Source organism: Polaromonas sp. P4_H1 (genome assembly GCF_056400945.1).
Window position 1 is genome coordinate 68206 of record NZ_JBFUKG010000016.1, and the last position, 20478, is coordinate 88683.

The window sequence follows — 20478 nt, forward strand, 5'->3', positions numbered from 1 at the left end:
TCCTCACTGCTTTAAACCTGTACTGTCTGGCCAGGTGGCGCAGGCTCACTGCGCTGGCGGGGGATCTTGCCCGCCTTCACGTCGTCATACCAGTACTCGTGATGCTCCTTCGCCCAGGTCTCATCCACATAGCCGGTTCCCATGGCCTTGAAGGCGCCCTGCATGCCGAGGGTGCCAATGTAGATGTGACCGAGGAACATGCACATCATGAGCACGGTGGCCACCGCATGCACCATGTGCGCGATCTGCATGGTCGCGCGCTCGTACACCAGGCCCGGCAGCAGCTTGTCGAGGACCAGGCCCGATGACACCACCACCACACCCAGGAAAAACACACCGCCCCAGAAAATCACTTTCTCACCGGCGTTGAACCGGTTGGACGCCGGTTCCGCACCGGAGATCAAGCCACCTCCCTTGAGCAGCCAGTTCAGATCGCCTTTTTGCGGCCAGTTATCGCGCAGGAAGGTCACAAACACAATGAGCAGGGACACGGCAAACACGGGGCCTGCAAAGTTGTGCAGGTTTTTAAGTGCGTAGGTCAGCCAGCCAAACAGGGTGCTGCCCAGGACCGGCAGCAGAAAAAACTTGCCGAAGGCCATCACCACACCGGACACGGCCAAAATGACAAATGCCGTGGCGTTGGACCAGTGTGCCGCGCGCTCAAACGGCGTGAAACGCTCAATCTTTCGGCCTGTCTCCGCACCGTGCGTCTTGATGGTGCCCTTGCTGAAGTAAAAAATCGCGATGGCCAGCACGACGATCAGCAGCAGCGCGCCGCCATACGGAATCAGCCAGTTATTGCGCACCTGCCGCCAGGCTTCACCCGCATTGGTCAGGCGCGAGCCGGGGTATTGCACAAAAGGCTGAATCAGGTTGCCGGCTTCCGGCGCTTCACTTTTGGGCAGGCTGCTGTAGCCGGTGACGCCCTGGCCGACCTGGCGCCACATGGGCGCATTGTTGCCGGGCTGGACTTTGGCGCGCTCCGCGTTGGTCTGCTTGGCATAGTTTGGATCGGCACTCGCGTCGGGTTTGACGTCAAAAATGTTCTGGCCCTGAATCCCGCCGGATGCCCCGGGCGCAGCTGATGCGGCCGGCGCTGCTGGAGCGGGAGTAACAACGCCCGAGGCCTGGGGTGGCTGGGGCGCAGGCGTCTGCGCCCCGGTCAGTCCGGCCCAGGCAAACGCCATGAAAAATACCGCCGATCGCGCGCGTTCCAGTTCCATAGAGCCTCCGCTCACTTTGCCTTGGAATATTCATTCTGGGTGTTCTGTGCACGGGCTTTCAGCCCCTGCTCCCAGCTGGTCTTGTCGCCGCGCTTCCACCCCGGTGCCGCAAACTGGTTCTCAACCCCCTGAAACGGCGCGACATCGCTTTTCACGCCACCCATGGATTGCGGTTTTTCGCCACAGGCTGACAATCCTGCCACGGCAGCAAGGGTTGAGAGAAGGATGAAAAAGCGCGTCATGATTTGCCTCCCGCGGGCGGCTGGCCGGCCTGTTTCGAACCGTACGCTGTTCCCCAGCCCCAGACCTCGGCACCTTTGCCGCGCTGCACCACCCGGTTGCGGAAGATGTCAGCGATCACATCGCCGTCACCGGCCAGCAGGGCCTTGGTAGAGCACATCTCGGCGCAGGCCGGCAATTTGCCTTCGGCCAGGCGGTTGCGGCCATATTTTTCAAATTCGGCCTGGCTGCCATTGACCTCCGGACCGCCTGCGCAAAAGGTGCATTTGTCCATCTTGCCACGCACACCAAAGGTGCCGGCCGCCGGAAACTGCGGCGCGCCGAATGGGCAGGCATAGGAGCAGTAACCGCAGCCGATGCAGACATCCTTGTCGTGCAGCACCACACCTTCATCGGTGCGGTAAAAACAATTGACCGGGCAAACGGCCATGCACGGCGCGTCGCTGCAATGCATGCAGGCGACCGAAATGGACTTTTCGCCGGGAACGCCGTCGTTGAGCGTCACCACGCGTCGGCGGTTGACACCCCACGGCACTTCGTTCTCGTTCTTGCAGGCGGTGACGCAGCCGTTGCATTCAATGCAGCGCTCGGCGTCACAGACAAATTTCATGCGTGCCATGGCGTCTCCAGAAAAAATATTTCGATCGGAAGCTGGCGTGGGGCTCTGCCCCAGCAAGGGGCCGCGAAAGCTGGCGCGGAGGCTCCGCCCAAGCAGGGGCCGCGGAACCGGCTTTGCCGGGCCGCAGGCGCAGCAGCCCCCTCGGGGGGCAGCGTATTACACGTAGTGAAAAGCGTGGGGGCCATATTCAAGCTCTCTCGACGTTGCAGATCGTCGTCTTGGTTTCCTGCATCATCGTCACGCTGTCGTAGCCATAGGTGGTGGCGGTGTTGGCCGCCTCGCCACGCACGACCGGGTGCGCGCCACTGGGGTAGTAGGCCAGCATGTCAGCCCCCTGCCAGCGCCCGGAGAAGTGGTACGGCATGAAGACGGTGTCCGGCCCCACCCGCTCCGTCACCAGGGCCTGCACATTCAGGCGAGCACCGGTCGGCGTGCTGACCCAGGCACGCTCACCATTGCGAATGCCTCTATCCGCAGCGATTTTTGGATTGATTTCGACGAACATCTCCTGCTGCAACTCGGCCAGCCAGGGATTGGAGCGGGTTTCTTCGCCGCCACCCTCGTATTCAACCAGCCGGCCGGAGGTCAGGATCAGCGGGAATTTCTCGTGCACCTTGTCGGCAATGTTTTTCTGCTGGATGGTCTTGTACAGCGTCGGCATGCGCCAGAAGGCTTTCTTGTCGTCATGCGTCGGGTACTTGGCCACCAGATCGGGGCGAATGCCGTAGAGCGGTTCGCGGTGCTGCGGAATCGCATCCGGGAAATTCCAGACCACCGCACGGGCCTTCGCATTGCCAAACACGTGGCAGCCATGGTTTTTCATGGTCACGCGGATGATGCCGCCCGATGAATCCGTTTTCCAGTTCTTGCCTTCGGCTGCGGCTTTTTCAGCCTCAGTCAGCTCATCCCACCAGCCGAGTTTCTTGAGCAGCAAGTGGTCGAACTCCGGATAACCGGTGGTGATGTCGGCGCCCAGCGAGTGCGAGCCGTCTTCGGCCAGCAGGTTGACGCCGTCCTTTTCCACGCCGAAGTTGGCGCGAAAATTACCGCCACCCTCCATGACATGTTTGGAGGTGTCATAGAGATTGGCGGAGCCGGGGTGTTTGAGTTCCGGCGTACCGTAGCAGGGCCACGGCAGGCCGAAATAATCCCCCGCCGTGTCATAGCCGGTTTCCTTGTCGATGCCGCCCCTGGACTTGAGGGTCTTGACGTCAAACAGATGCATGTTGCGCATGTGCGCCTTCAGGCGCTCGGGGCTCTGCCCGGTGTACCCAATGGTCCAGCAGGTCTTGTTGATCTCGCGCAGAATGTCTTCCGGCATGGGCTCGTCCATGCCCTTGACCTTTTGCATCTTGTAGTTCTTGGAGAGCTCTTTGGCAAAGCCCAGCTTCTCGGCGAACTGGTGCATGATCATGTGATCGGTGCGGCTTTCCCACAGCGGCTCAATCACTTTCTCGCGCCACTGCAGGGAACGGTTGGAGGCCGTCACCGAGCCGCTGGTCTCAAACTGGGTTGCCGCTGGCAGCAGGTACACCGCGCGGTTTGGATTGAGGTCTTCAGCCTTGCCCGGCATCGCCGCCATGGCCGCGGTGGCTGAAGGATAAGGGTCAATGACGACCAGCAAATCCAGCTTGTCCATGGCGCGCTTCATCTCCAGGCCACGGGTCTGGGAGTTGGGCGCATGGCCCCAGAAGAACACCCCGCGCAGGTTGGATTCCTGGTCAATGAGTTCGTTTTTCTCCATCACGCCGTCGATCCAGCGGGAGACGGTGATGCCGGGCTTGCCCATCATGGCGGGCGAGGCATAACGCCCCTTGATCCATTCGAAGTCAACACCCCATATCTTGGAAAAGTGCTTCCACGATCCTTCCGCCAGGCCATAGTAGCCCGGCAGGGAGTCGGGATTGGGCCCCACATCGGTGGCGCCCTGCACATTGTCGTGGCCGCGGAAAATATTGGTGCCGCCGCCGGATACGCCGACATTGCCCAGTGCCAGCTGCAAAATGCAGGAGGCGCGAACGATGGCATTGCCAATGGTGTGCTGGGTCTGGCCCATGCACCAGACGATGGTGGACGGCCGGTTTTTGGCCATCGCTTCAGCGGCCATGTAGACGCGCGCTTCCGGCACGCCGCAGGCTTCCTCCACCTTGTCGGGCGTCCACTTGGCCATCACATCCTCCTTGACCTTGTCCATGCCGTAGACGCGATCATTGATGTACTTCGTGTCTTCCCAGCCGTTCTTGAAGATGTGGTACAGCATGCCGAACAGGAACGGGATGTCCGAGCCCGAGCGGATGCGGATGTATTCGTCTGCCTTGGCCGCCGTGCGCGTAAAGCGCGGGTCGACCACGATCATCTTGCAGCCGGTCTCCTTGGCGTGCAGCATGTGCAGCAGGCTGACTGGATGCGCCTCGGCCGCATTGGAGCCGATGTACAACGCGCACTTGCTGTTCTGCATGTCGTTGTAGGAGTTCGTCATCGCGCCGTAGCCCCAGGTGTTGGCGACGCCGGCCACCGTGGTGGAGTGGCAGATACGGGCCTGGTGGTCACAGTTGTTGCTGCCCCACAAACTCACCCACTTGCGCAGCAGGTAGGCTTGCTCATTGTTGTGCTTGGAGGACCCGATGAAGTAGACGCTGTCGGGCCCGCTGGCCTTGCGCAGCTCCACCATCCGGGCCGTGATTTCATTGAGGGCGGTGTCCCAGCTGATGCGCTCGTACTTGCCATTCACCAGCTTCATCGGGTAACGCAGGCGGTATTCGCCATGCCCGTGCTCGCGCACCGCAGCGCCCTTGGCACAGTGGGCCCCCAGGTTGATCGGTGAATCAAACACCGGCTCCTGGCGAACCCAGATGCCGTTTTCAACCACGGCATCAATCGCACAGCCTACCGAGCAGTGGGTGCACACGGTGCGCTTGACTTCGATTTTTCCGCTGCCATCCGTGGCGCCCGGCGTTGCCGCCCCGGCCTTTTTAACCAGTGTCAGCTGCGTGGCTGCCAGGCCGACCCCCACACCCACGCCCGAGCGGCGCAGGAAGGCGCGCCGGTCCATGGTGGGGATGGCATTGGACAGGCCGCGCGAGAGGCTTTCGACAAAACGCGCCGAACCGGCACGATGCGCCAGATTGCCTGGGGTTGCGTGAGGTTTTTTCGTGAGCAGCATGAAGCTCTCCGTGAAAAGGAAAACAGGATGAAATTAGATGCGCGTGGTTTTGTAGTAACGCTTGACGTGCTCTGACAGGCTGTAACCACCGCCTTTTTCAGGTGCCGGCTTGGCCTCCTGGGGCGCGGCTTGCGGTAGCTGTGCGCCCGGCAAGGCCACGATGGCTGCGGCTGCTGCGCCCGTGGCGGCTGCACCGAAGAAGAAGCCCCGGCGCGAGGGCTTTGGCTGGCTGTCCTGCATCTTTGTCTCCAAGGAGGCTGCTGGCATGTATGCAACGGTTTGCATACACACTGTACGTCAGAGCGTGGAGCGCCACAACAATTTGCATCATCCAAACATGGAGATTAGGGGAAAACGATAAGCTTTCTTATCGTCCCTGTGCCCCCCTGGAGACGGCCGGTGTCTCAATTTGAGGCGGACATGGAACGGATGGGGACGGATGGCCTGGAGGCCGTTGCGGGACATGCCAATGCCCTTCAGGCGAGCATGTCAAACCCTTGTGATTCGACACTGATGAAGGCCTGGGTGAAGGTCGCGAGTGCCCGGTAAAACCGGGCCTTGGGGTGCTGCATGATCGCGTCGCACATCAGGGGCACCCAGGGCTGGACATGCCGTGCAAAAAATTCGCGCTGGCGCGTCAGGTTGGCCACCTCCACGTCGTCACCGGCAATCAGGTAGCGCATGACCTCGCACAGGTAGGCCACATGGTCTTCTGTTTCCGGCATGGCCTCGTCACGCGCCAATCCCAGTGCGGCGATGTCGGTACGAAGGGCCGCCAGCGGCCTTTCGTTCAGGAAGCCACTGAGGTAATGGGATCCAAAGAGATACAGCTCGGGTTTGCCCACACCCCCAAAGAGGGTATCGTATTCCTGCCCGATGTCTGCCAGGCTTTGCTCGCGCGCCACGGCGACCAGCTCTTGCCAGGAACTCTCGAGCACGGCCCCCGCCGCCGGTGCTTCGGTGACGGCGACGCGGATGTTGCCGTGCAATTCGGCAGACGGCGCCGCGTAGTACAGCGCCGCGAGCAGCCCATAGACCTCCGCGCGTGCGGTTTCTTCGTCCAGGCCGGAGGATACGAGTTGCGCTTGCATCATGTGTGTGTCGTCGTGTGTGTGCCCGCCTAGCGGATATCGGTGATCTTGAGTTCGTTGTCTGCAGAGTAGATGTCGATGACCCGGCAGTCGCCGCACATCTTGAGGCGGTCCGCAGCCGCGCCCTGAAACATGGCGTGGCCCGCCAGCTTGCCCAGCATGGACTCGATGGCCTTGAGCGTGCCAAAGGGCTTGCCGCAGCGTATGCATTGGTAGGGCTGCGTCTCGTTGAGCACGCGCGCCTCCTTGCGCTGGGGCGTCAGCAAAAGCCGCGGCTGCAGCGTGATGGCGTCTTCCGGGCAGGTAACCGCGCATAAACCACACTGCACGCAGTTCTTTTCAATGAATTTGAGTTGCGGACGTTCGGGGTTGTCCTGCAGCGCGCTGGCCGGGCAGGCACTCACGCAGCTCAGGCACAGGGTGCAGGTGTCGGTGTTGACAACAAGGCTTCCAAATGGCGAGCCTGAGCGGGGAAGCTCAATCGCTTCAGGCACAGTGGCAGGCGCGTGGGCAATCAGGTGGTCCAGCGCCATGTCCAGCGTACTGCGTTTTTCCTGGACTACCGCAAAGCGGGCAGTGACCGCGGGCACCATGGGCCTGGCCTGCGCCAGGGTTTGCAGGCTGGCATCGAGGCCGGCGAGCGCCCGGGCATGGACGCCCGGCTGGGTGCGCACCAGCTGAAAATGAACGCCCGCATAGCCCAGGCCGCCGAGGATGGCCTGCGCCACCCGCATCTGGTCCGCCAAGCCCTCCAGGTAGGCCGGCGCCTCTTCATCGGTGACCAGCACGGCCACCTGTTCGGCGCCAAACGCGAGGGCGCTCAACCAGACGTCCAGCCCCAGGCTGGCGGTATGCCACAAGGCCTGCGGAATGACGTTGGCCGGCACGCCCTGCACGTTTTTTTGCAACCGGGCGGCGCGACCCAGCGCCTCGATGGCCTGCTGGCCGGCGCCCTGGCTGTGGAACAGCAGCACCGGGTGCGCACCGCCGGCCCGGGCATAGGTGGCAAGAAGGGTCTTGAGGCGGACACCCTGCTCGCTGGCGCGGGGATAGGCATAAGTGAGCGCGCCGGTTGGGCAGACGGTGGTGCAGGCGCCGCAGCCTATGCACAGATTGGGATTGACGACGATCTGCTGGCGCTCTTTCTGGCTGCTGACCGCGCCGGCCGAGCAGATGTCGATGCAGGCATTGCAGCCGACGGTTTCATTGCGGCTGTGGGCGCACAGCTTTTGCTTGTAGGCAAAGAATTTGGGCTTTTCAAACTCGCCCACCAGGTCACGCAGCTTGACCACCGTGGCCAGCAAACCGGGCGAGACCAGCCCGGCCGAGGCATCGCATGCAAAGTAGCCCTGGGGTGGCGCGTGCAGCGCGATCAGGGGTTGGCGCCCCAGATCCAGCACGAGATCAAACGCCTCGGTGACTGCCTGCGCTTCGCGGTTGAAGTCGATCGCGCCGGCGGCCTTGCAGACGGCCACGCAGTCCCGGTGCGAGGTGCATTTGCTGCTGTCCACCTGGTAGCTCAGGTCGATGGCGCCTTCGGGGCACACCGCGATGCAGGCATTGCAGCGGGTACACAGGTCGAGGTCAATCGGATTGTCTTTTGTCCATTTCGCTTCAAAAGCGCCCAGCCAGCCCTTGAGGCTCAGGCCGGTACCGCTGATGACCGGGTACTTGCGCTCCTGAGCGGGAAAGCCGCCCGGCGCCGGGTCAGCGACACCTTGCGAAAAAATCGTCACGTCCAGCGCATCGGCGACCAGCGCAGCCACCTGCTCGGCCTGGTCCAGCGGGCCGACAATCAGCAGGCGGCCGGCGCTTTTGTAGGTGACGGTCGAGACGGGTTCTGCCTCAGGCAGGTGCGCGACGGCGAGCAGCGCGGCGATCTTGGGGCTGGCGGTCGAAGCGTCCTTGCTCCAGCCGCCGGTTTCACGAATATTGACGAACCTGACCACCGAGGTCGCCCCCGCGGTCTGCTCGCCCAGCGCCGCAAAGAGGCGCTTTTCCTGGGTGCAGGCCACCACGACGTCATCACCTGACTGGACCGCCTTCTGGAACGCGCCGGCCTCGCGCCGGCACAAGGTCGAATGCCGCGTCAGATCTTCATTGAGTGCCGCGCCCACCGCCTGGGGCTGGAGGGGCATGGTCTGGTTGCAGTCGCAAATCAGTGTGGGCATGGTCTTCTGGGCGTTGGCTGGCGCCGGCGTCAGGCAATGACCCGGCTTGGCTGCGGTTGTCGGGGTTGACAGGGTCTGGCGTTATCATGCCCGCGGTTTCTGATGACTGTGCCACGGTTTCACCATCAGGGTTATTCGCATTTTCCCGCGCTACAGCCGCCTGGATTTTTTCCGGGTCATCCTGGTCATCCTTCTCCGCCTTGTCATCCTTGTCATCCTCCTCGTCATCAAACAGCTTGAGGAATTTCGCACTGGCCATCTGCCGAAGCATGGACTCGGGTATCGGCTCGGAGATGGAATAGTCATCTATGTAGGTGTCCAGTCCATCCATCACATTGAAGTGCGGATCGGCAAACAGCTTTTTCATGGCCGCGTTCCTGACTTCAGGCCCCACCCCCTCGGCCATGAAGGGTTTGAAATCGGAGTCCTTGGTCAAAAACCGCACGTCATTGAGTGACAGCTCTTTTTCCGCGGGCACGATGGCATCGGGAGCGGAAGGTGGCGCCGCAGCCGGTGCGGATTGCGTCCCGTCTGGCGGAGGCACAATGGCGCCGGCGTTACCCCCCGGGGCCACCGCCGGCGCAGGCTCTTCGAGCGGCTTGCCCTGCAGGGCGTCAGACTTGCGGCGAGCCCACCGGCCCAGGAATCCCCCGCGCTCTTCAGCCATGGCCGGGCCCGTCCGGTTTCTTGTCAGTACTCACCCGCGCGGGATTGCCAAAACGATCCTGCAAGGACTGAAAGCTTTGCGGACGCTGGCGCCGCTTGGGTTCCAGCACATGATGCCGGTCCACAAACTCCTGCAGCCACTGCACCACGTCGGGCGGTGCGGGAACCTGTTCGACGGTTTCCTGCGCGTCCAGCCAGCGCCCGGCGTCGTGGTAGCTCAAGGTAACGGTCTGCGGTACGGCCACCGGCTCATCTGCAAGACCCGCCTCTTCCTCCATGCGCCACACCACCCAGAAGCAGGGATGGGGTGCGGTCACATTCAGGTAATAACCCTCGGCATCGCCCAAAAACAGCTCCACCCTGAAGCCCGGGTGCAACCAGCGCTCCTCGCGGTCGTCCTTGAGCAGCAAGCGGGGTTGGTTGCCGAAGGCCTCCTCCTGCGGCACCACATCGGCCAGCACCCAGCGCCAGGGCTGCCAGCGGTTGTCAATGCGCTCCCGGCACATGACCACCGCCACCAGCAGGGTTGGACGGTGAACAGCGTCCCCCGTCTCAGGGGACTGCATCAGGAAATCAGCCATGGCCGCAGTGTACGGCGGACTCCATGAATCCCTAAACCAACAATGCGCGTTGGGGCTTGTCAGGCGCCGACAGCAGGCATCGTCAGCGGGCGCCGGGACGCCCGCCGGTTCGCCTGACGGGAGCTCAGGTATTTTTTCAGGTATTTTTTGAAATCGTGATGGTCGGAAATTTGGCCGAAAAATCTTTCGCCTTGGCCGCCACGGTGATGGCCATTTTGCGCGCCACCGCCTTGTAAATGGCGGCCACGTCGCCGTCGGGGTCTGCCACGACCGTGGGCCTGCCGTTGTCGGCCTGCAGGCGGATGTTGATATCCAGCGGCAGCGCGCCGAGATAGTCCATGTGGTAGTCGGCCGCCAGTTTCTTGCCGCCGTCCTCGCCAAAGATGTGCTCGGCGTGGCCGCACTGGCTGCACACATGCACCGCCATGTTTTCCACGATGCCCAGGATGGGCACACCCACCTTCTCAAACATCTTGATGCCTTTTTTGGCGTCCAGCAGTGCGATGTCCTGCGGCGTCGTGACGATCACGGCACCCGTCATGGGCACCCGCTGGGAGAGCGTGAGCTGGATGTCGCCGGTGCCGGGCGGCAGGTCGACGATCAGGTAATCGAGGTCCTTCCAGTTGGTCTGGCGCAGCAGCTGCTCCAGCGCCTGGGTGGCCATGGGGCCGCGCCAGATCATGGCCTCGTCCTGCGCCACCAGGAAACCGATGGACATGACCTGAATGCCGTAGTTTTCCATCGGCTCCATATTCTTGCCATCCACACTCTCGGGCCGGCCTTCGATGCCCATCATCATGGGCTGGCTGGGGCCGTAAATGTCGGCGTCGAGCAGGCCCACGCTGGCGCCTTCAGCGGCCAGGGCCAGCGCGAGGTTAACGGCGGTGGTGCTCTTGCCCACGCCGCCCTTGCCGGAGGCCACGGCAATGATGTTCTTCACATTGGGCAGCAGCTGCACGCCGCGTTGCACGCTGTGGGCGGCGATCTTGACCGCGATATTGACCGATACGTTGTTCACGCCGGCCACCCCCTTGGTCGCCGCGATCAGCATCTTGCGGATAGCCGCCATCTGGCTCTTGGCTGGATAACCCAACTCCACGTCAAAGGACACGTCGCCGTCGGTGATCTGCAGGTTTTTGAGCGCTTTTGCGCTGACAAAATCCTTGCCGGTGTTGGGGTCAAGCACGCCTTGCAGCGCGTTCAAAATTGCCGATTGTTCTACAGCCATCTGGGAAATCTCCGATTGAATTGGGGGCAGGCCGGGAGCGCTGGGGCGCGCTGCCTGGCGGTCGGGAGATTGTCGGGCATGGGACAGCCAATTGGAAAAAGCCCCCAGCGAGGGCGATTGCCGAGTTTTCCGGCCCCAGCCGGGGCTCGGGACAAAACGACGGTAAAAATGGACCACTCTGGCCGATTTGCAGCCGACGGTGCCCCAACCCGACAGGCTCCCGGGCTTGAAGAGAAGTCTAAGGCAATGCGGATGAGGGCGCATCGCCAGCGCGGAGAAGCCATGACCTGACAAGGCATCGGCAGGCCGGTGTCTTGATCTTGCTCAATCCACGCAGGCTGGAACAGGACCAGAATGTGTCACGGGATGGCAGTGGTGGCGGTGGAAAGATGGCTTCCCGGCCCGCCGTCCGGTGTTTGGCCTGGGGATATTTCATGCCTGTCGACCTGGCACCCCTCCCTTCTTCTCAGTCTTCTCAGGAGATGGTTCATGGAACTGACCTCGACCGCTTTCACGCCCCAGGGCGATATCCCGCAACGCCATACCTGCGAGGGTGAGGACATCGCGCCAGCGCTGCGCTGGACCGGTGTTCCGGACACTGCCCGCAGTCTGGTGCTGATTGTTGATGATCCCGATGCGCCCGATCCGGCTGCACCGCAGCGAACCTGGGTGCACTGGGTACTCATCGATATTCCGCCGGCCGCGCCCGGTTTGCCCGAGGGCGGCGATCCGCTGCCCGCCGGCACGCGCGCAGGCCTCAACGACTGGAGCCGCCCGGGCTATGGCGGGCCTTGCCCACCGATCGGGCGGCATCGCTATTTTTTCAAGCTCTACGCCCTCGACACGACACTGCCCGCGCTTCACCAACCAGCCAAGGCGGCTGTCGAGCACGCCATGCAGGGCCACGTGCTGGCCCGGGCCGAACTGGTCGGCACCTACCAGAAGCAGAAGGCCCGCCCCTGAACTGATTGGTGTCATCGGCGTGATCGACTGCCCCATGCCAGCAGTCGCCAGCGCGCGCAGCCTTGAGCATGGCATGCGCCGCCGACCGGGCGGCGCGGTCATTCACGCGCTCATTCCTCTTCCGGACAAGGCGGACTTGGACCCTCGGCCGGCTCACCGGTCTCGGGGTCCAGCCATTCGGCAATGCCGATCTCGCGCTCGGCCTCTGACAAGGTGATGGCCGGCGCCAGCGCTCGCTCGTCGGCGGCATCCATGTCCTCCCGCGCCAGTTCGACCGTCTCGAACGGGCCGAACTCCTGCTTGCCGTCAGGTGTCAGCCAGTGGTAGCCGTCCGGGCGGGCCACAATCCGGTCCCATCCATTGTCGGCATCGGGTTCCATACCCTCTTCAGGCGCATCGTCCCAGCGCGGAGTGCCTGCCTTGGCCCTTACCCTGGCCTTGACCTTGGCCATTGCCCTGGTTTTCAGCTTGGATTTCAGCCTGGTTTTTGCCGTGCGTGTCATCATCGCCTCCTTCCGTCCCGGCGGTGTCGACAGCGATAGCGCACGTTCTGCGGTCAAGACCGGGGACTCAAGAGTCCTACAGAATTAGTCCATTGTCCCCGCTTCGCCGCCGTCGCGTCACCCGGGCGCGCGGGGCGCGCTGTGCGGTCCAGGGCATGGCGCCGCCCTCAAACCAGCTCGAACCCGGCGCCCCTGATGACGGCGTCGCCCAGTGCCGCGCGAATGGCGTCGTCCACATTGTTCAGCCAGACGAAAGTCAGGTCCTGGCGGCTTGCCTCGGGCACATCGCGCAGGTCCTTCTCGTTGCGCTGCGGCAGCAGCACGGTGTGCACGCCGGCACGCTGCGCGGCCAGCACTTTTTCCTTGACACCGCCGACCGGCAGCACCAGGCCGCGAAGGCTGATTTCGCCGGTCATGGCCACATCGTGGCGTACCACGCGGTTGGCGAACAGGGAGGCCAGAGCGATGAACATCGCCACCCCTGCGCTGGGTCCGTCCTTGGGGATCGCCCCCGCCGGCACATGCACGTGCACGTCGATGTCGTCGAAGGCGTCTGCCGGCAGGTGCAGCATGGCGGCGCAGGACTTCACCAGCGTCAGGGCCGCCTGGGCGCTTTCCTTCATCACATCGCCAAGCTGACCGGTCAGGATCAGGCGGCCCGAGCCGGCCACACGGGTTGCCTCGATGAACAGGATGTCCCCCCCGGCCGGCGTCCAGGCCAGCCCGGTGGCCACACCCGGCACGCTGCTGCGCAACACGGTTTCGTGTTCGAACTTCGTGGCGCCGAGGAGCGCGTCCAGGTCGGCCGCATCGACACACACCTGCGGCGTCGAACCATCGGCGATCTGCACCGCTGCATGGCGCATGACGCGCCCGATCTCGCGCTCGAGCTGGCGCACCCCGGCCTCACGCGTGTAGTCGGCCACAATGGACTGCAGCGCCGCGGGCGTCAGTTCGCACTGGCCGTCGCGCAAGCCGTTGGCCTCGCGCTGGCGCTGCACCAGGTAACGCTGCGCAATCTGCAGCTTTTCTTCCTGCGTGTAGCCCGGCAGGTCGATCACCTCCATGCGGTCGCGCATCGGCACGGGCACCTGGTCGATCACGTTCGCCGTGGCGATGAAGACCACGCGGCTCAGATCAAAGGGCACCCCCAGGTAATTGTCGCGGAAGGTGGCGTTCTGCTCCGGGTCCAGCACCTCGAGCAGCGCGGCCGACGGGTCGCCGTGGGCACTGAGAGACAGCTTGTCAACCTCGTCCAGCATCATTACGCAGTGGCGTGCGCCGGCCTTGCGCAGGCTCTGCACGATCAGGCCCGGCATGGCGCCGATGTAGGTGCGGCGATGGCCGCGAATCTCGGCTTCGTCATGCACGCCACCCAGCGACATCCGCACGAACGGCCGCCCCAGCGCGCGTGCAATGCTCTGGCCGAGCGAGGTCTTGCCCACACCGGGTGGCCCGACGAAACACAGGATGGGCGCGCGCCCCTGCGGGTTGAGCTTTTGCACCGCCAGAAACTCGACAATGCGCTGCTTGATGCGGTGCAGCCCGTAGTGGTCGGCTTCGAGGATCCGGCGCGCCTCGCCCAGATCGATCGGGTTGGCCGGCGGGGCCGCCCACGGCAGTTCGGTCATCCACTCCAGGTAGGTGCGCAGCATCGAATACTCGCCGGACGCATCCGGCATGCGTTGCAGGCGCCCGAGCTCCTTGCGCGCCTGGGCCTGCACATCGTCCGGCATGCCGGCTTTCGCAATGAGCTCTTCGAGGCGCACGATATCCTCGTCCTCGTCCCCGCTCTCACCGAGCTCTTTCTGGATGGCCTTGAGTTGCTCACGCAGCAGATATTTGCGCTGGTGAAGGTCAATCTGTTCCTTGGTGCGCTCGCCGATCTCCTGCGACAGGCGCAGCACCTCGATGCGGTGCTCCAGCATCTGCAATACCTTCGGCAGCCGGTCTTCCGGGCTCTCCGTCTCGAGCAGCATCTGCTTTTCGACCAGCTCGGCATCCAGCAGGCTCGCGACGATGTCCGCCAGGTGCGATGGCGAGCGCACGGACTGCAGCGTGTGGGCCAGTTCGGCCGGCGCACCCGGCAGCAGTGCCAGAATTTCCACTGCGCGGTCACGCAATTGCAGCCCCAGCGCTTCAGCTTGCGTGGAAATCACGGCCGGCTCCGGGATGGGCTGCACACGGGCGGCCAGAAACGGGTAGCCCTCGACCAGTGCCTCGATGCGAAAGCGCTCCACGCCCTGGCAGACGGCGTGCTGCAGCTGCTCGTCGGCGTCAACGTGCTGCAGCACCTTGGCGATGGTTCCCACGTCGTACAGCGCGTCGCGGCCCGGGTCGTCAATCGCTGCGTCCCGCTGCAGCACGATGCCCAGCCCGGCGCCAGTCTGGTGCGCATGCTGCACCGCCGCAACCGATTTGGCGCGACCGACGGTGATGGGCACCAGCACATGCGGAAACAGCACGACATTGCGCATGGGAACCAGCGCAATCACCCCTTCCGGAAGGGCCGGCCGATCATGAACTGGCGCAGTCATGGCATTTCACCCGATGGCCTGGCTGCGCGGGAAGCCCCCGCGGCAAGTGCCGGCAGACTGTTGACGTGGCAGCTGCCCGCAGGGCAGCCCGATTGCAGGGTTCATCGCTCACCTCGACTTGCTCAGGCTCGCCGCCGGGCCGCTAGAAAGCTGATTCCCGCCCGGCGGCAGACCCATCGCCACGGACCCGCAGCCAGAACGCAATCCAGTATAGGCACGTCTTCTGCGGCCGGGCAACGGGCGGCCAACTCCATGCTTGATCTACATCAAGCGCCGGCAAGGCATGGGCGAAGGCTGCACGCAACCCGGCGTGGCGCACTGGACCGAAACGCCCCGGAAAATACCCAGTCACGGGGTGAGAACGGCAAACGCCGTCAGGCGACTTAAAATCATGGGTTAGCCCTACCAAAGCACCCACCATGTCCCAGCGCCGCCTTTTCGTCACCACTGCACTTCCCTACGCCAACGGGAATTTCCACATTGGCCACATCATGGAATACATCCAGGCCGACATCTGGGTGCGTTACCAGAGAATGCAGGGCCATGAGGTGAACTTTGTCGGCGCCGACGACGCGCATGGCGCGCCCATCATGATCGCCGCCGAAAAAGCGGGCAAAACACCCCAGCAGTTCGTGGCCGACATCGCCGCGGGCCGCAAGCCTTACCTCGACGGTTTTCACATCAGCTTTGACAACTGGCATTCGACGGATGGGCCGGAAAACCACCAGCTGGCGCAGCAGATCTACCTGGACCTCAAAAAGGCCGGGCTGATCGAAACCAAAACCATCGAGCAGTTCTTCGACCCCGACAAGAACATGTTCCTGCCCGACCGCTTCATCAAGGGCCAGTGCCCCAAATGTGGCGCGAAAGACCAGTACGGCGACAACTGCGAGGTATGCGGCGCGGTCTATGCGCCGACCGACCTGATCAACCCGTACTCGGCCCTGTCGGGCGCCACGCCCGTGCTCAAGAGTTCGGAGCATTTTTTCTTCAAACTCTCCGATCCGCGCTGCGTGGCTTTTCTGGAGCGCTGGACCCAGGACGGCATGCTGCAAACGGAAGTCGCCAACAAGGTCAAGGAGTGGTTTTCGCCACGCCAAAACGCCGACGGCACCACCAGCGAAGGCCTGGACGACTGGGACATCAGCCGCGACGCACCCTATTTCGGCATCGAGATTCCGGATGCACCGGGCAAGTATTTCTACGTGTGGCTGGACGCCCCGGTCGGTTACCTGGCCTCGCTGAAAAACCTGCTGGACAAAAAAGGGCTGGACTACGACGCCTACATGGCCGACCCGGGGCTGGAACAGTACCACTTCATTGGCAAGGACATCATCACCTTCCACACCCTGTTCTGGCCGGCCATGCTGCATTTCAGCGGCCGCAAGACGCCGGACAACGTTTTTGTGCACGGCTTTCTGACCGTCAACAACGGCGAAAAAATGAGCAAAAGCCGCGGCACCGGGCTGGACCCGCTCAAGTACCTCAACCTGGGCATGAATCCCGAATGGCTGCGCTACTACCTCGCCGCCAAGCTCAATGCCCGCAATGAAGACATCGACTTCAACCCGGAAGACTTCATGGCACGCGTCAATGCCGACCTGGTCGGCAAGTACATCAACATTGCCAGCCGTGCGGCCGGCTTTATCAGCAAGCGGTTTGACGGCCGGCTTGGCGAGCCATCAGCGGACGGCGACGCCCTGCTCGAAGTGCTGCGGGCTGCCGCACCGGCGATCCAGGAGCTCTATGCCGAACGCGAATATGGCAAGGCCCTGCGCGAGGTCATGCAGCTGGCCGATCGCGTGAACGGCTATGTGGACCAGAACAAGCCCTGGGAACTGGCCAAGCAGCAAGGCATGGAAGTGCGGCTGCTCGACGTGTGCACGGTCTGCATTGAGGCTTTTCGCCTGCTGACCATCTACCTCAAGCCGGTGCTGCCCGCACTGGGCGCCCAGGTTGAAGGCTTCCTGAAAACCGGTTCGCTGACCTTCCGGGATGCGGGAGCCAGCCTCGGTAGCGGCCACCTGATCGGCGAGTACCAGCACCTGATGCAGCGCGTCGACGTGAAGCAGCTGGACGCGCTGTTCGAGCCACCGGCTGCCGCTCCCGAGCCTGAGCAGCTCACCCCCGGCGGCGAAGCGCTGGCGGCCCCGATCACGATTGACGATTTTGCAAAGGTGGACCTGCGCATTGCGAAGATCGTCAACTGCGAAGCCGTGGAAGGCTCCACCAAGCTGTTGCGCCTGACGCTGGATGTGGGCGAAGGCAAGATGCGCAACGTCTTCAGCGGCATCGCCTCGGCCTATACGCCCGACCAGCTGATTGGCAAGCACACGGTGGTGGTGGCCAACCTGGCGCCGCGCAAAATGAAGTTTGGTGTCAGCGAAGGCATGGTGCTGGCCGCCAGCCATGCCGATGAAAAGGCCCAGCCCGGCATTTACGTGCTGGAGCCCTTGTCCGGCGCGTCACCGGGCTTGCGCATCCGCTGATCCGGCGGTGTCCCGGGCGTTTGCTTCGGCGCGGCGCGTGAGGCATCCGGCCCGCTGACAAACCGCAGTGCCGTGCCGGCGTGCCCTGCAAGCTCCGCCAGCACAGCCCCCAGTGCCTGCAGCAGCAGCGCGGGGTCACTCGTCTTGAAGGGTGCCTGCGCCACGGCGACCTTGAGCCGCAGCACCGTCCTGGGCGGCAGGCTGGGGCTCTCGGTCAGCCCGCGGGCGATCAGACGCTGTCCGATGGCGGTCAGTTGCTCACGCGTGACATTGCCCGGCAGGATCAGCACGAAATCGCCATCGCGATGCCGTGCCACGGTGTCGCCTTCCTGGGCCACGGCCGTGATACAGGCGCCGGCATGCACCACCGCGCTCTGCGCGGCCTCCATGCCGTATTCCTGGCGAATGTCAATGGCGTTGCCGACGCGGATGCGCAGGACCGCCCCCGCACCCGGGTGGCGCTGCTGGCGAAGAATCAGCTGCTCCAGCCGCCGCAGCAGGACCCGATGGCTGGCAACGCCGGTCAGCGGATCCACGCGGCCGAGCGCGCCCACACGCGCCTGGTTGTCCCGCCGCTCGTTGCTGCGGAAATACAGGGCAATCAGCAGCAGCAGGATTTCAAGGGCAGTGCCAATCTGCGCGCCATACTGGCTGGCGGCACTGAGGGGTACGACGCTGAGCCGGGTCAGCAGCGGGAAGATGGACCCGCCCGCCAGACAGATGATGGCCGCCAGCACCCACAGGCCGACGCGGGGCCTGCGCCGCGCATACCAGCCCGCCACACCCAGGTAGCTGAGCAGGCTGACCAGGTAGTAAGGCGGCGGGAAGACAAAATAGGGCTTGCGGCCGGCCAACACAAAGCCCAGCGCGACCATGGCACCGAGCCCCCCCATGACCAGCAACCACCTGGACAGCCAGGAGGAAACATCCCGCTCCACCACGAGCTGGCGCAGGAGCAGATGCAGCAAAGCCGCGCCCAGCAGTGTCAGCGCCACCGGCGCGCGGTCGTTCCACCAGGCCGAGCCCGGCCACAAATACTCTCCGCCCAGCCCCGTCAGGGACAGCTGGCCCAACGCCACCACCAGCACATAGCCGGCAAAAAAGAGATGGATCGAATCGCGCCAGGACACCGCATGGACGCCGCTCATCATGACAATCAGCAACACCAGGCCGATGTAAATGCCCAGCAGCAGATGCCAGTCTTCGCTGTTTTCCTGAAAACTGCGAGCGTCCGACAGGGTCCAGTACACGTTGATGGGGTAGCTGTGCGCCACGCGCAGGTAGGTAGGCCGGCTTTCGCCCGGCAGCAGCAGCAGCTCGAAGGCCGGGTGTAGATGCCGCAGGGGCCAGGACATGACGGGGATCAGGTCACCCGAACGCTGCAGTTGCCATTCGCCGCCGCCGCCCGCGTGCGACGCCAGACGGTACAGCTCCACGTTGTCCATGCCGGGATACGGCACTTCCAGCACGACCCGGGTAGGCGCGGCCACGGAAGGCAGCTGGAGCCAGTACCAGAGTATGCGGCCGCCACCGGTGGGCATGATCTGCCCGATACCGACAGTTTGCCCCTCGCCCGCCTCAAACCGCGCATGGACCTGATCGACCGTCAGGTCGCCAGCAGTATCGAGCAGCACCAGCGCTTCTTTGTGGAGGCCTGACATGCCGGTGGCAGCGATTTGCGCGTGCACGGGTCGCGGCTCCACCGCTTGAAGGCCCGCAGTCTCCTGGGCAAAAACCTGCCCGTGGACCAGCAGCAGTCCGGCCAGACAGCCTGCCAGCCGCAGGACCCTTGCCAGCGATGAGCGCAAAAAGCGATGCAACTGCTTACCCCCAGACAACCCAGACAACATGGTCAATACGATGCCTTGTTGAAAACGAAGGAGGCCTGGGCACCCCCACCGGAAACAACAAACAGGCGTCACGAAGAGCCCCTGATTCGCACAGCCTCAATCCAGGCTACATCAACAATGTAACAATAATTTACATTTCTGACTACCGGCATATGTCACGGAATAGACTATCTTTTTTGTCCTGTCTTCCCGTTGTTTTCCCGTTGTTCTGACCATGGCGTTTGCCATGGTCTCGGGACTCAAGCCCGAAGCCGGGAGCTGGATGGCCATCCTTGCGGGCGCATGATCTCCGCGCTGGGCGGCTCGGCGGTCCCCACGGGCCGGCCCGCCGACGCCTTCATTTTTCATGGTGCACGGCAGCCTGGGCGCTGCGGCCTGGTCAAGCTGCTGATCTTCACCGCCCGTGCCGACGTGGGCGTCTGTGCGCGCCAAAGGGTCAACTTCCGACCATTTTTTTAAAACCCGACTTGACCCGTGGCGACGATGGCGCTTGCATCGCGCGATGCGGATCAGTGTTCGGTTTTTTGATGGCGTCTGCGCTTTCCAACCGCATTTCACGCTGGCGTCAACGCGGCTTTTTCATTGATCACGACAGGAACCCGTCAGCGGCCTGCCTGGCTAGCTCCCGCCGGACCGGGTCGGCGCTGCCGCACCGCGGTCAGGATCCCCCGCAGAATCTCGATGGGCGGCGGTGGGCAGCCAGGCACGGCGACATCAACAGGAATCACGTTCGCGACGCGGCCACAACTCGCGTAGCTCTCGCCGAAAATACCACCCGTGCAGCCGCAGTCCCCCACCGCGACCACGAGTTTCGGCTCTGGCGTCGCGTCATAGGTGCGCCGCAGCGCCTCGTCCATGTGGCGCGATACCGGGCCGGTCACCAGCAGCATGTCGGCGTGGCGTGGGCTGGCGACGAACTTGATGCCCAGTCCTTCGATGTTGTAGTAAGGGTTGTTGAGCGCGTGGATTTCCAGCTCGCAACCATTGCACGAGCCGGCATCGACCTCGCGGATGGTCAGCGCCTGACCGAGGATAAGCAGAATATCGCGGTGGATGCGCTCGATCGCGGCGCGTTGGGCGTCGTCAATGCCCGGAGCCGGTTCGGTGATGATGCCGGTGCGAGTGATTTGTTTGAGGATGTGCCACATGTCAGG

The 20478-nt window shown here is 63.4% G+C and carries 16 protein-coding genes; 2 read left to right on the plus strand and 14 right to left on the minus strand.

Going from position 1 to position 20478, the window contains the following annotated elements; all coding sequences use genetic code 11:
* Window positions 1-11 precede the first annotated feature (11 nt).
* The 10 genes from AC1DS5_RS19360 to apbC all read right to left on the minus strand — a co-directional run bounded on the left by AC1DS5_RS19360 (window position 12) and on the right by apbC (window position 10982).
* Complete coding sequence (locus AC1DS5_RS19360) at window positions 12-1187, minus strand: formate dehydrogenase subunit gamma (protein ID WP_477719946.1); 1176 nt, start codon at window positions 1185-1187, stop codon at window positions 12-14.
* A gap of 47 nt (window positions 1188-1234) precedes the next feature.
* Window positions 1235-1465 (minus strand): hypothetical protein, encoded by a 231-nt coding sequence (locus AC1DS5_RS19365; RefSeq protein WP_477719882.1) that lies wholly within the window; start codon window positions 1463-1465, stop codon window positions 1235-1237.
* Window positions 1462-2082, minus strand: coding sequence for a formate dehydrogenase FDH3 subunit beta (fdh3B, locus tag AC1DS5_RS19370; protein WP_477719883.1), 621 nt, complete (start codon window positions 2080-2082; stop codon window positions 1462-1464). Before fdh3B ends, AC1DS5_RS19365 begins: the two co-directional genes overlap by 4 nt.
* A 187-nt stretch (window positions 2083-2269) precedes the next feature.
* Entirely contained in the window at window positions 2270-5245 is a 2976-nt protein-coding gene (locus tag AC1DS5_RS19375) for a formate dehydrogenase subunit alpha (RefSeq protein ID WP_477719884.1), read from the minus strand.
* Window positions 5246-5278: 33 nt separating this feature from the next.
* Window positions 5279-5485 carry a formate dehydrogenase gene (locus tag AC1DS5_RS19380; RefSeq protein WP_477719885.1) on the minus strand — a complete coding sequence of 69 codons (207 nt, stop codon included), beginning with the start codon at window positions 5483-5485 and terminating at the stop codon, window positions 5279-5281.
* A gap of 236 nt (window positions 5486-5721) precedes the next feature.
* Complete coding sequence (locus AC1DS5_RS19385) at window positions 5722-6339, minus strand: TorD/DmsD family molecular chaperone (protein ID WP_477719886.1); 618 nt, start codon at window positions 6337-6339, stop codon at window positions 5722-5724.
* A gap of 26 nt (window positions 6340-6365) precedes the next feature.
* Window positions 6366-8507, minus strand: a complete 2142-nt coding sequence (locus AC1DS5_RS19390) for a 4Fe-4S binding protein (protein WP_477719887.1) — start codon at window positions 8505-8507, stop codon at window positions 6366-6368.
* Window positions 8434-9174: a DUF3306 domain-containing protein gene (locus AC1DS5_RS19395; protein ID WP_477719888.1), complete on the minus strand. Its 741-nt coding sequence runs from the start codon at window positions 9172-9174 to the stop codon at window positions 8434-8436. Before AC1DS5_RS19395 ends, AC1DS5_RS19390 begins: the two co-directional genes overlap by 74 nt.
* Window positions 9167-9739 (minus strand): DUF3305 domain-containing protein, encoded by a 573-nt coding sequence (locus AC1DS5_RS19400; RefSeq protein WP_477719889.1) that lies wholly within the window; start codon window positions 9737-9739, stop codon window positions 9167-9169. Before AC1DS5_RS19400 ends, AC1DS5_RS19395 begins: the two co-directional genes overlap by 8 nt.
* A 151-nt stretch (window positions 9740-9890) precedes the next feature.
* Complete coding sequence (gene apbC, locus AC1DS5_RS19405; RefSeq protein ID WP_477719890.1) at window positions 9891-10982, minus strand: iron-sulfur cluster carrier protein ApbC; 1092 nt, start codon at window positions 10980-10982, stop codon at window positions 9891-9893.
* A gap of 489 nt (window positions 10983-11471) precedes the next feature.
* Here apbC and AC1DS5_RS19410 point away from each other — a divergent pair, with 489 nt between their 5' ends.
* The gene (locus AC1DS5_RS19410) at window positions 11472-11945 is read left to right on the plus strand and encodes a YbhB/YbcL family Raf kinase inhibitor-like protein (RefSeq protein ID WP_477719891.1); all 474 of its coding nucleotides are present in this window, start codon (window positions 11472-11474) and stop codon (window positions 11943-11945) included.
* Window positions 11946-12055: 110 nt separating this feature from the next.
* Here the strand turns inward: AC1DS5_RS19410 and AC1DS5_RS19415 are convergent, their stop codons facing one another.
* Both AC1DS5_RS19415 and lon read right to left on the minus strand, forming a co-directional pair.
* Window positions 12056-12448 (minus strand): hypothetical protein, encoded by a 393-nt coding sequence (locus tag AC1DS5_RS19415; RefSeq protein WP_477719892.1) that lies wholly within the window; start codon window positions 12446-12448, stop codon window positions 12056-12058.
* A gap of 167 nt (window positions 12449-12615) precedes the next feature.
* Entirely contained in the window at window positions 12616-14985 is a 2370-nt protein-coding gene (lon, locus tag AC1DS5_RS19420; RefSeq protein ID WP_477719893.1) for an endopeptidase La, read from the minus strand.
* Between the two features lie 419 nt (window positions 14986-15404).
* Here lon and metG point away from each other — a divergent pair, with 419 nt between their 5' ends.
* Window positions 15405-17474 (plus strand): methionine--tRNA ligase, encoded by a 2070-nt coding sequence (metG, locus tag AC1DS5_RS19425; protein WP_477719894.1) that lies wholly within the window; start codon window positions 15405-15407, stop codon window positions 17472-17474.
* On the opposite strand, the gene AC1DS5_RS19430 is transcribed toward metG, so the two are convergent.
* Window positions 17423-19162 carry a sensor domain-containing diguanylate cyclase gene (locus tag AC1DS5_RS19430; protein ID WP_477719895.1) on the minus strand — a complete coding sequence of 580 codons (1740 nt, stop codon included), beginning with the start codon at window positions 19160-19162 and terminating at the stop codon, window positions 17423-17425. The two genes, metG and AC1DS5_RS19430, sit on opposite strands and share 52 nt — an antisense overlap.
* Before the next feature lie 764 nt (window positions 19163-19926).
* Complete coding sequence (locus tag AC1DS5_RS19435; RefSeq protein WP_477719896.1) at window positions 19927-20472, minus strand: NADH-quinone oxidoreductase subunit B family protein; 546 nt, start codon at window positions 20470-20472, stop codon at window positions 19927-19929.
* Window positions 20473-20478 lie beyond the last annotated feature (6 nt).

Bases quoted from the DNA above. Each gene is read 5' to 3' on its own strand.
- AC1DS5_RS19360 (WP_477719946.1), bottom strand. From the start codon at position 1,187: ATGGCGTTTGCCTGGGCCGGACTGACCGGGGCGCAGACGCCTGCGCCC.
- AC1DS5_RS19365 (WP_477719882.1), bottom strand. From the start codon at position 1,465: ATGACGCGCTTTTTCATCCTTCTCTCAACCCTTGCTGCCGTGGCAGGA.
- fdh3B (WP_477719883.1), bottom strand. From the start codon at position 2,082: ATGGCACGCATGAAATTTGTCTGTGACGCCGAGCGCTGCATTGAATGC.
- AC1DS5_RS19375 (WP_477719884.1), bottom strand. From the start codon at position 5,245: ATGCTGCTCACGAAAAAACCTCACGCAACCCCAGGCAATCTGGCGCAT.
- AC1DS5_RS19380 (WP_477719885.1), bottom strand. From the start codon at position 5,485: ATGCAGGACAGCCAGCCAAAGCCCTCGCGCCGGGGCTTCTTCTTCGGT.
- AC1DS5_RS19385 (WP_477719886.1), bottom strand. From the start codon at position 6,339: ATGATGCAAGCGCAACTCGTATCCTCCGGCCTGGACGAAGAAACCGCA.
- AC1DS5_RS19390 (WP_477719887.1), bottom strand. From the start codon at position 8,507: ATGCCCACACTGATTTGCGACTGCAACCAGACCATGCCCCTCCAGCCC.
- AC1DS5_RS19395 (WP_477719888.1), bottom strand. From the start codon at position 9,174: ATGGCTGAAGAGCGCGGGGGATTCCTGGGCCGGTGGGCTCGCCGCAAG.
- AC1DS5_RS19400 (WP_477719889.1), bottom strand. From the start codon at position 9,739: ATGCAGTCCCCTGAGACGGGGGACGCTGTTCACCGTCCAACCCTGCTG.
- apbC (WP_477719890.1), bottom strand. From the start codon at position 10,982: ATGGCTGTAGAACAATCGGCAATTTTGAACGCGCTGCAAGGCGTGCTT.
- AC1DS5_RS19410 (WP_477719891.1), top strand. From the start codon at position 11,472: ATGGAACTGACCTCGACCGCTTTCACGCCCCAGGGCGATATCCCGCAA.
- AC1DS5_RS19415 (WP_477719892.1), bottom strand. From the start codon at position 12,448: ATGACACGCACGGCAAAAACCAGGCTGAAATCCAAGCTGAAAACCAGG.
- lon (WP_477719893.1), bottom strand. From the start codon at position 14,985: ATGACTGCGCCAGTTCATGATCGGCCGGCCCTTCCGGAAGGGGTGATT.
- metG (WP_477719894.1), top strand. From the start codon at position 15,405: ATGTCCCAGCGCCGCCTTTTCGTCACCACTGCACTTCCCTACGCCAAC.
- AC1DS5_RS19435 (WP_477719896.1), bottom strand. From the start codon at position 20,472: ATGTGGCACATCCTCAAACAAATCACTCGCACCGGCATCATCACCGAA.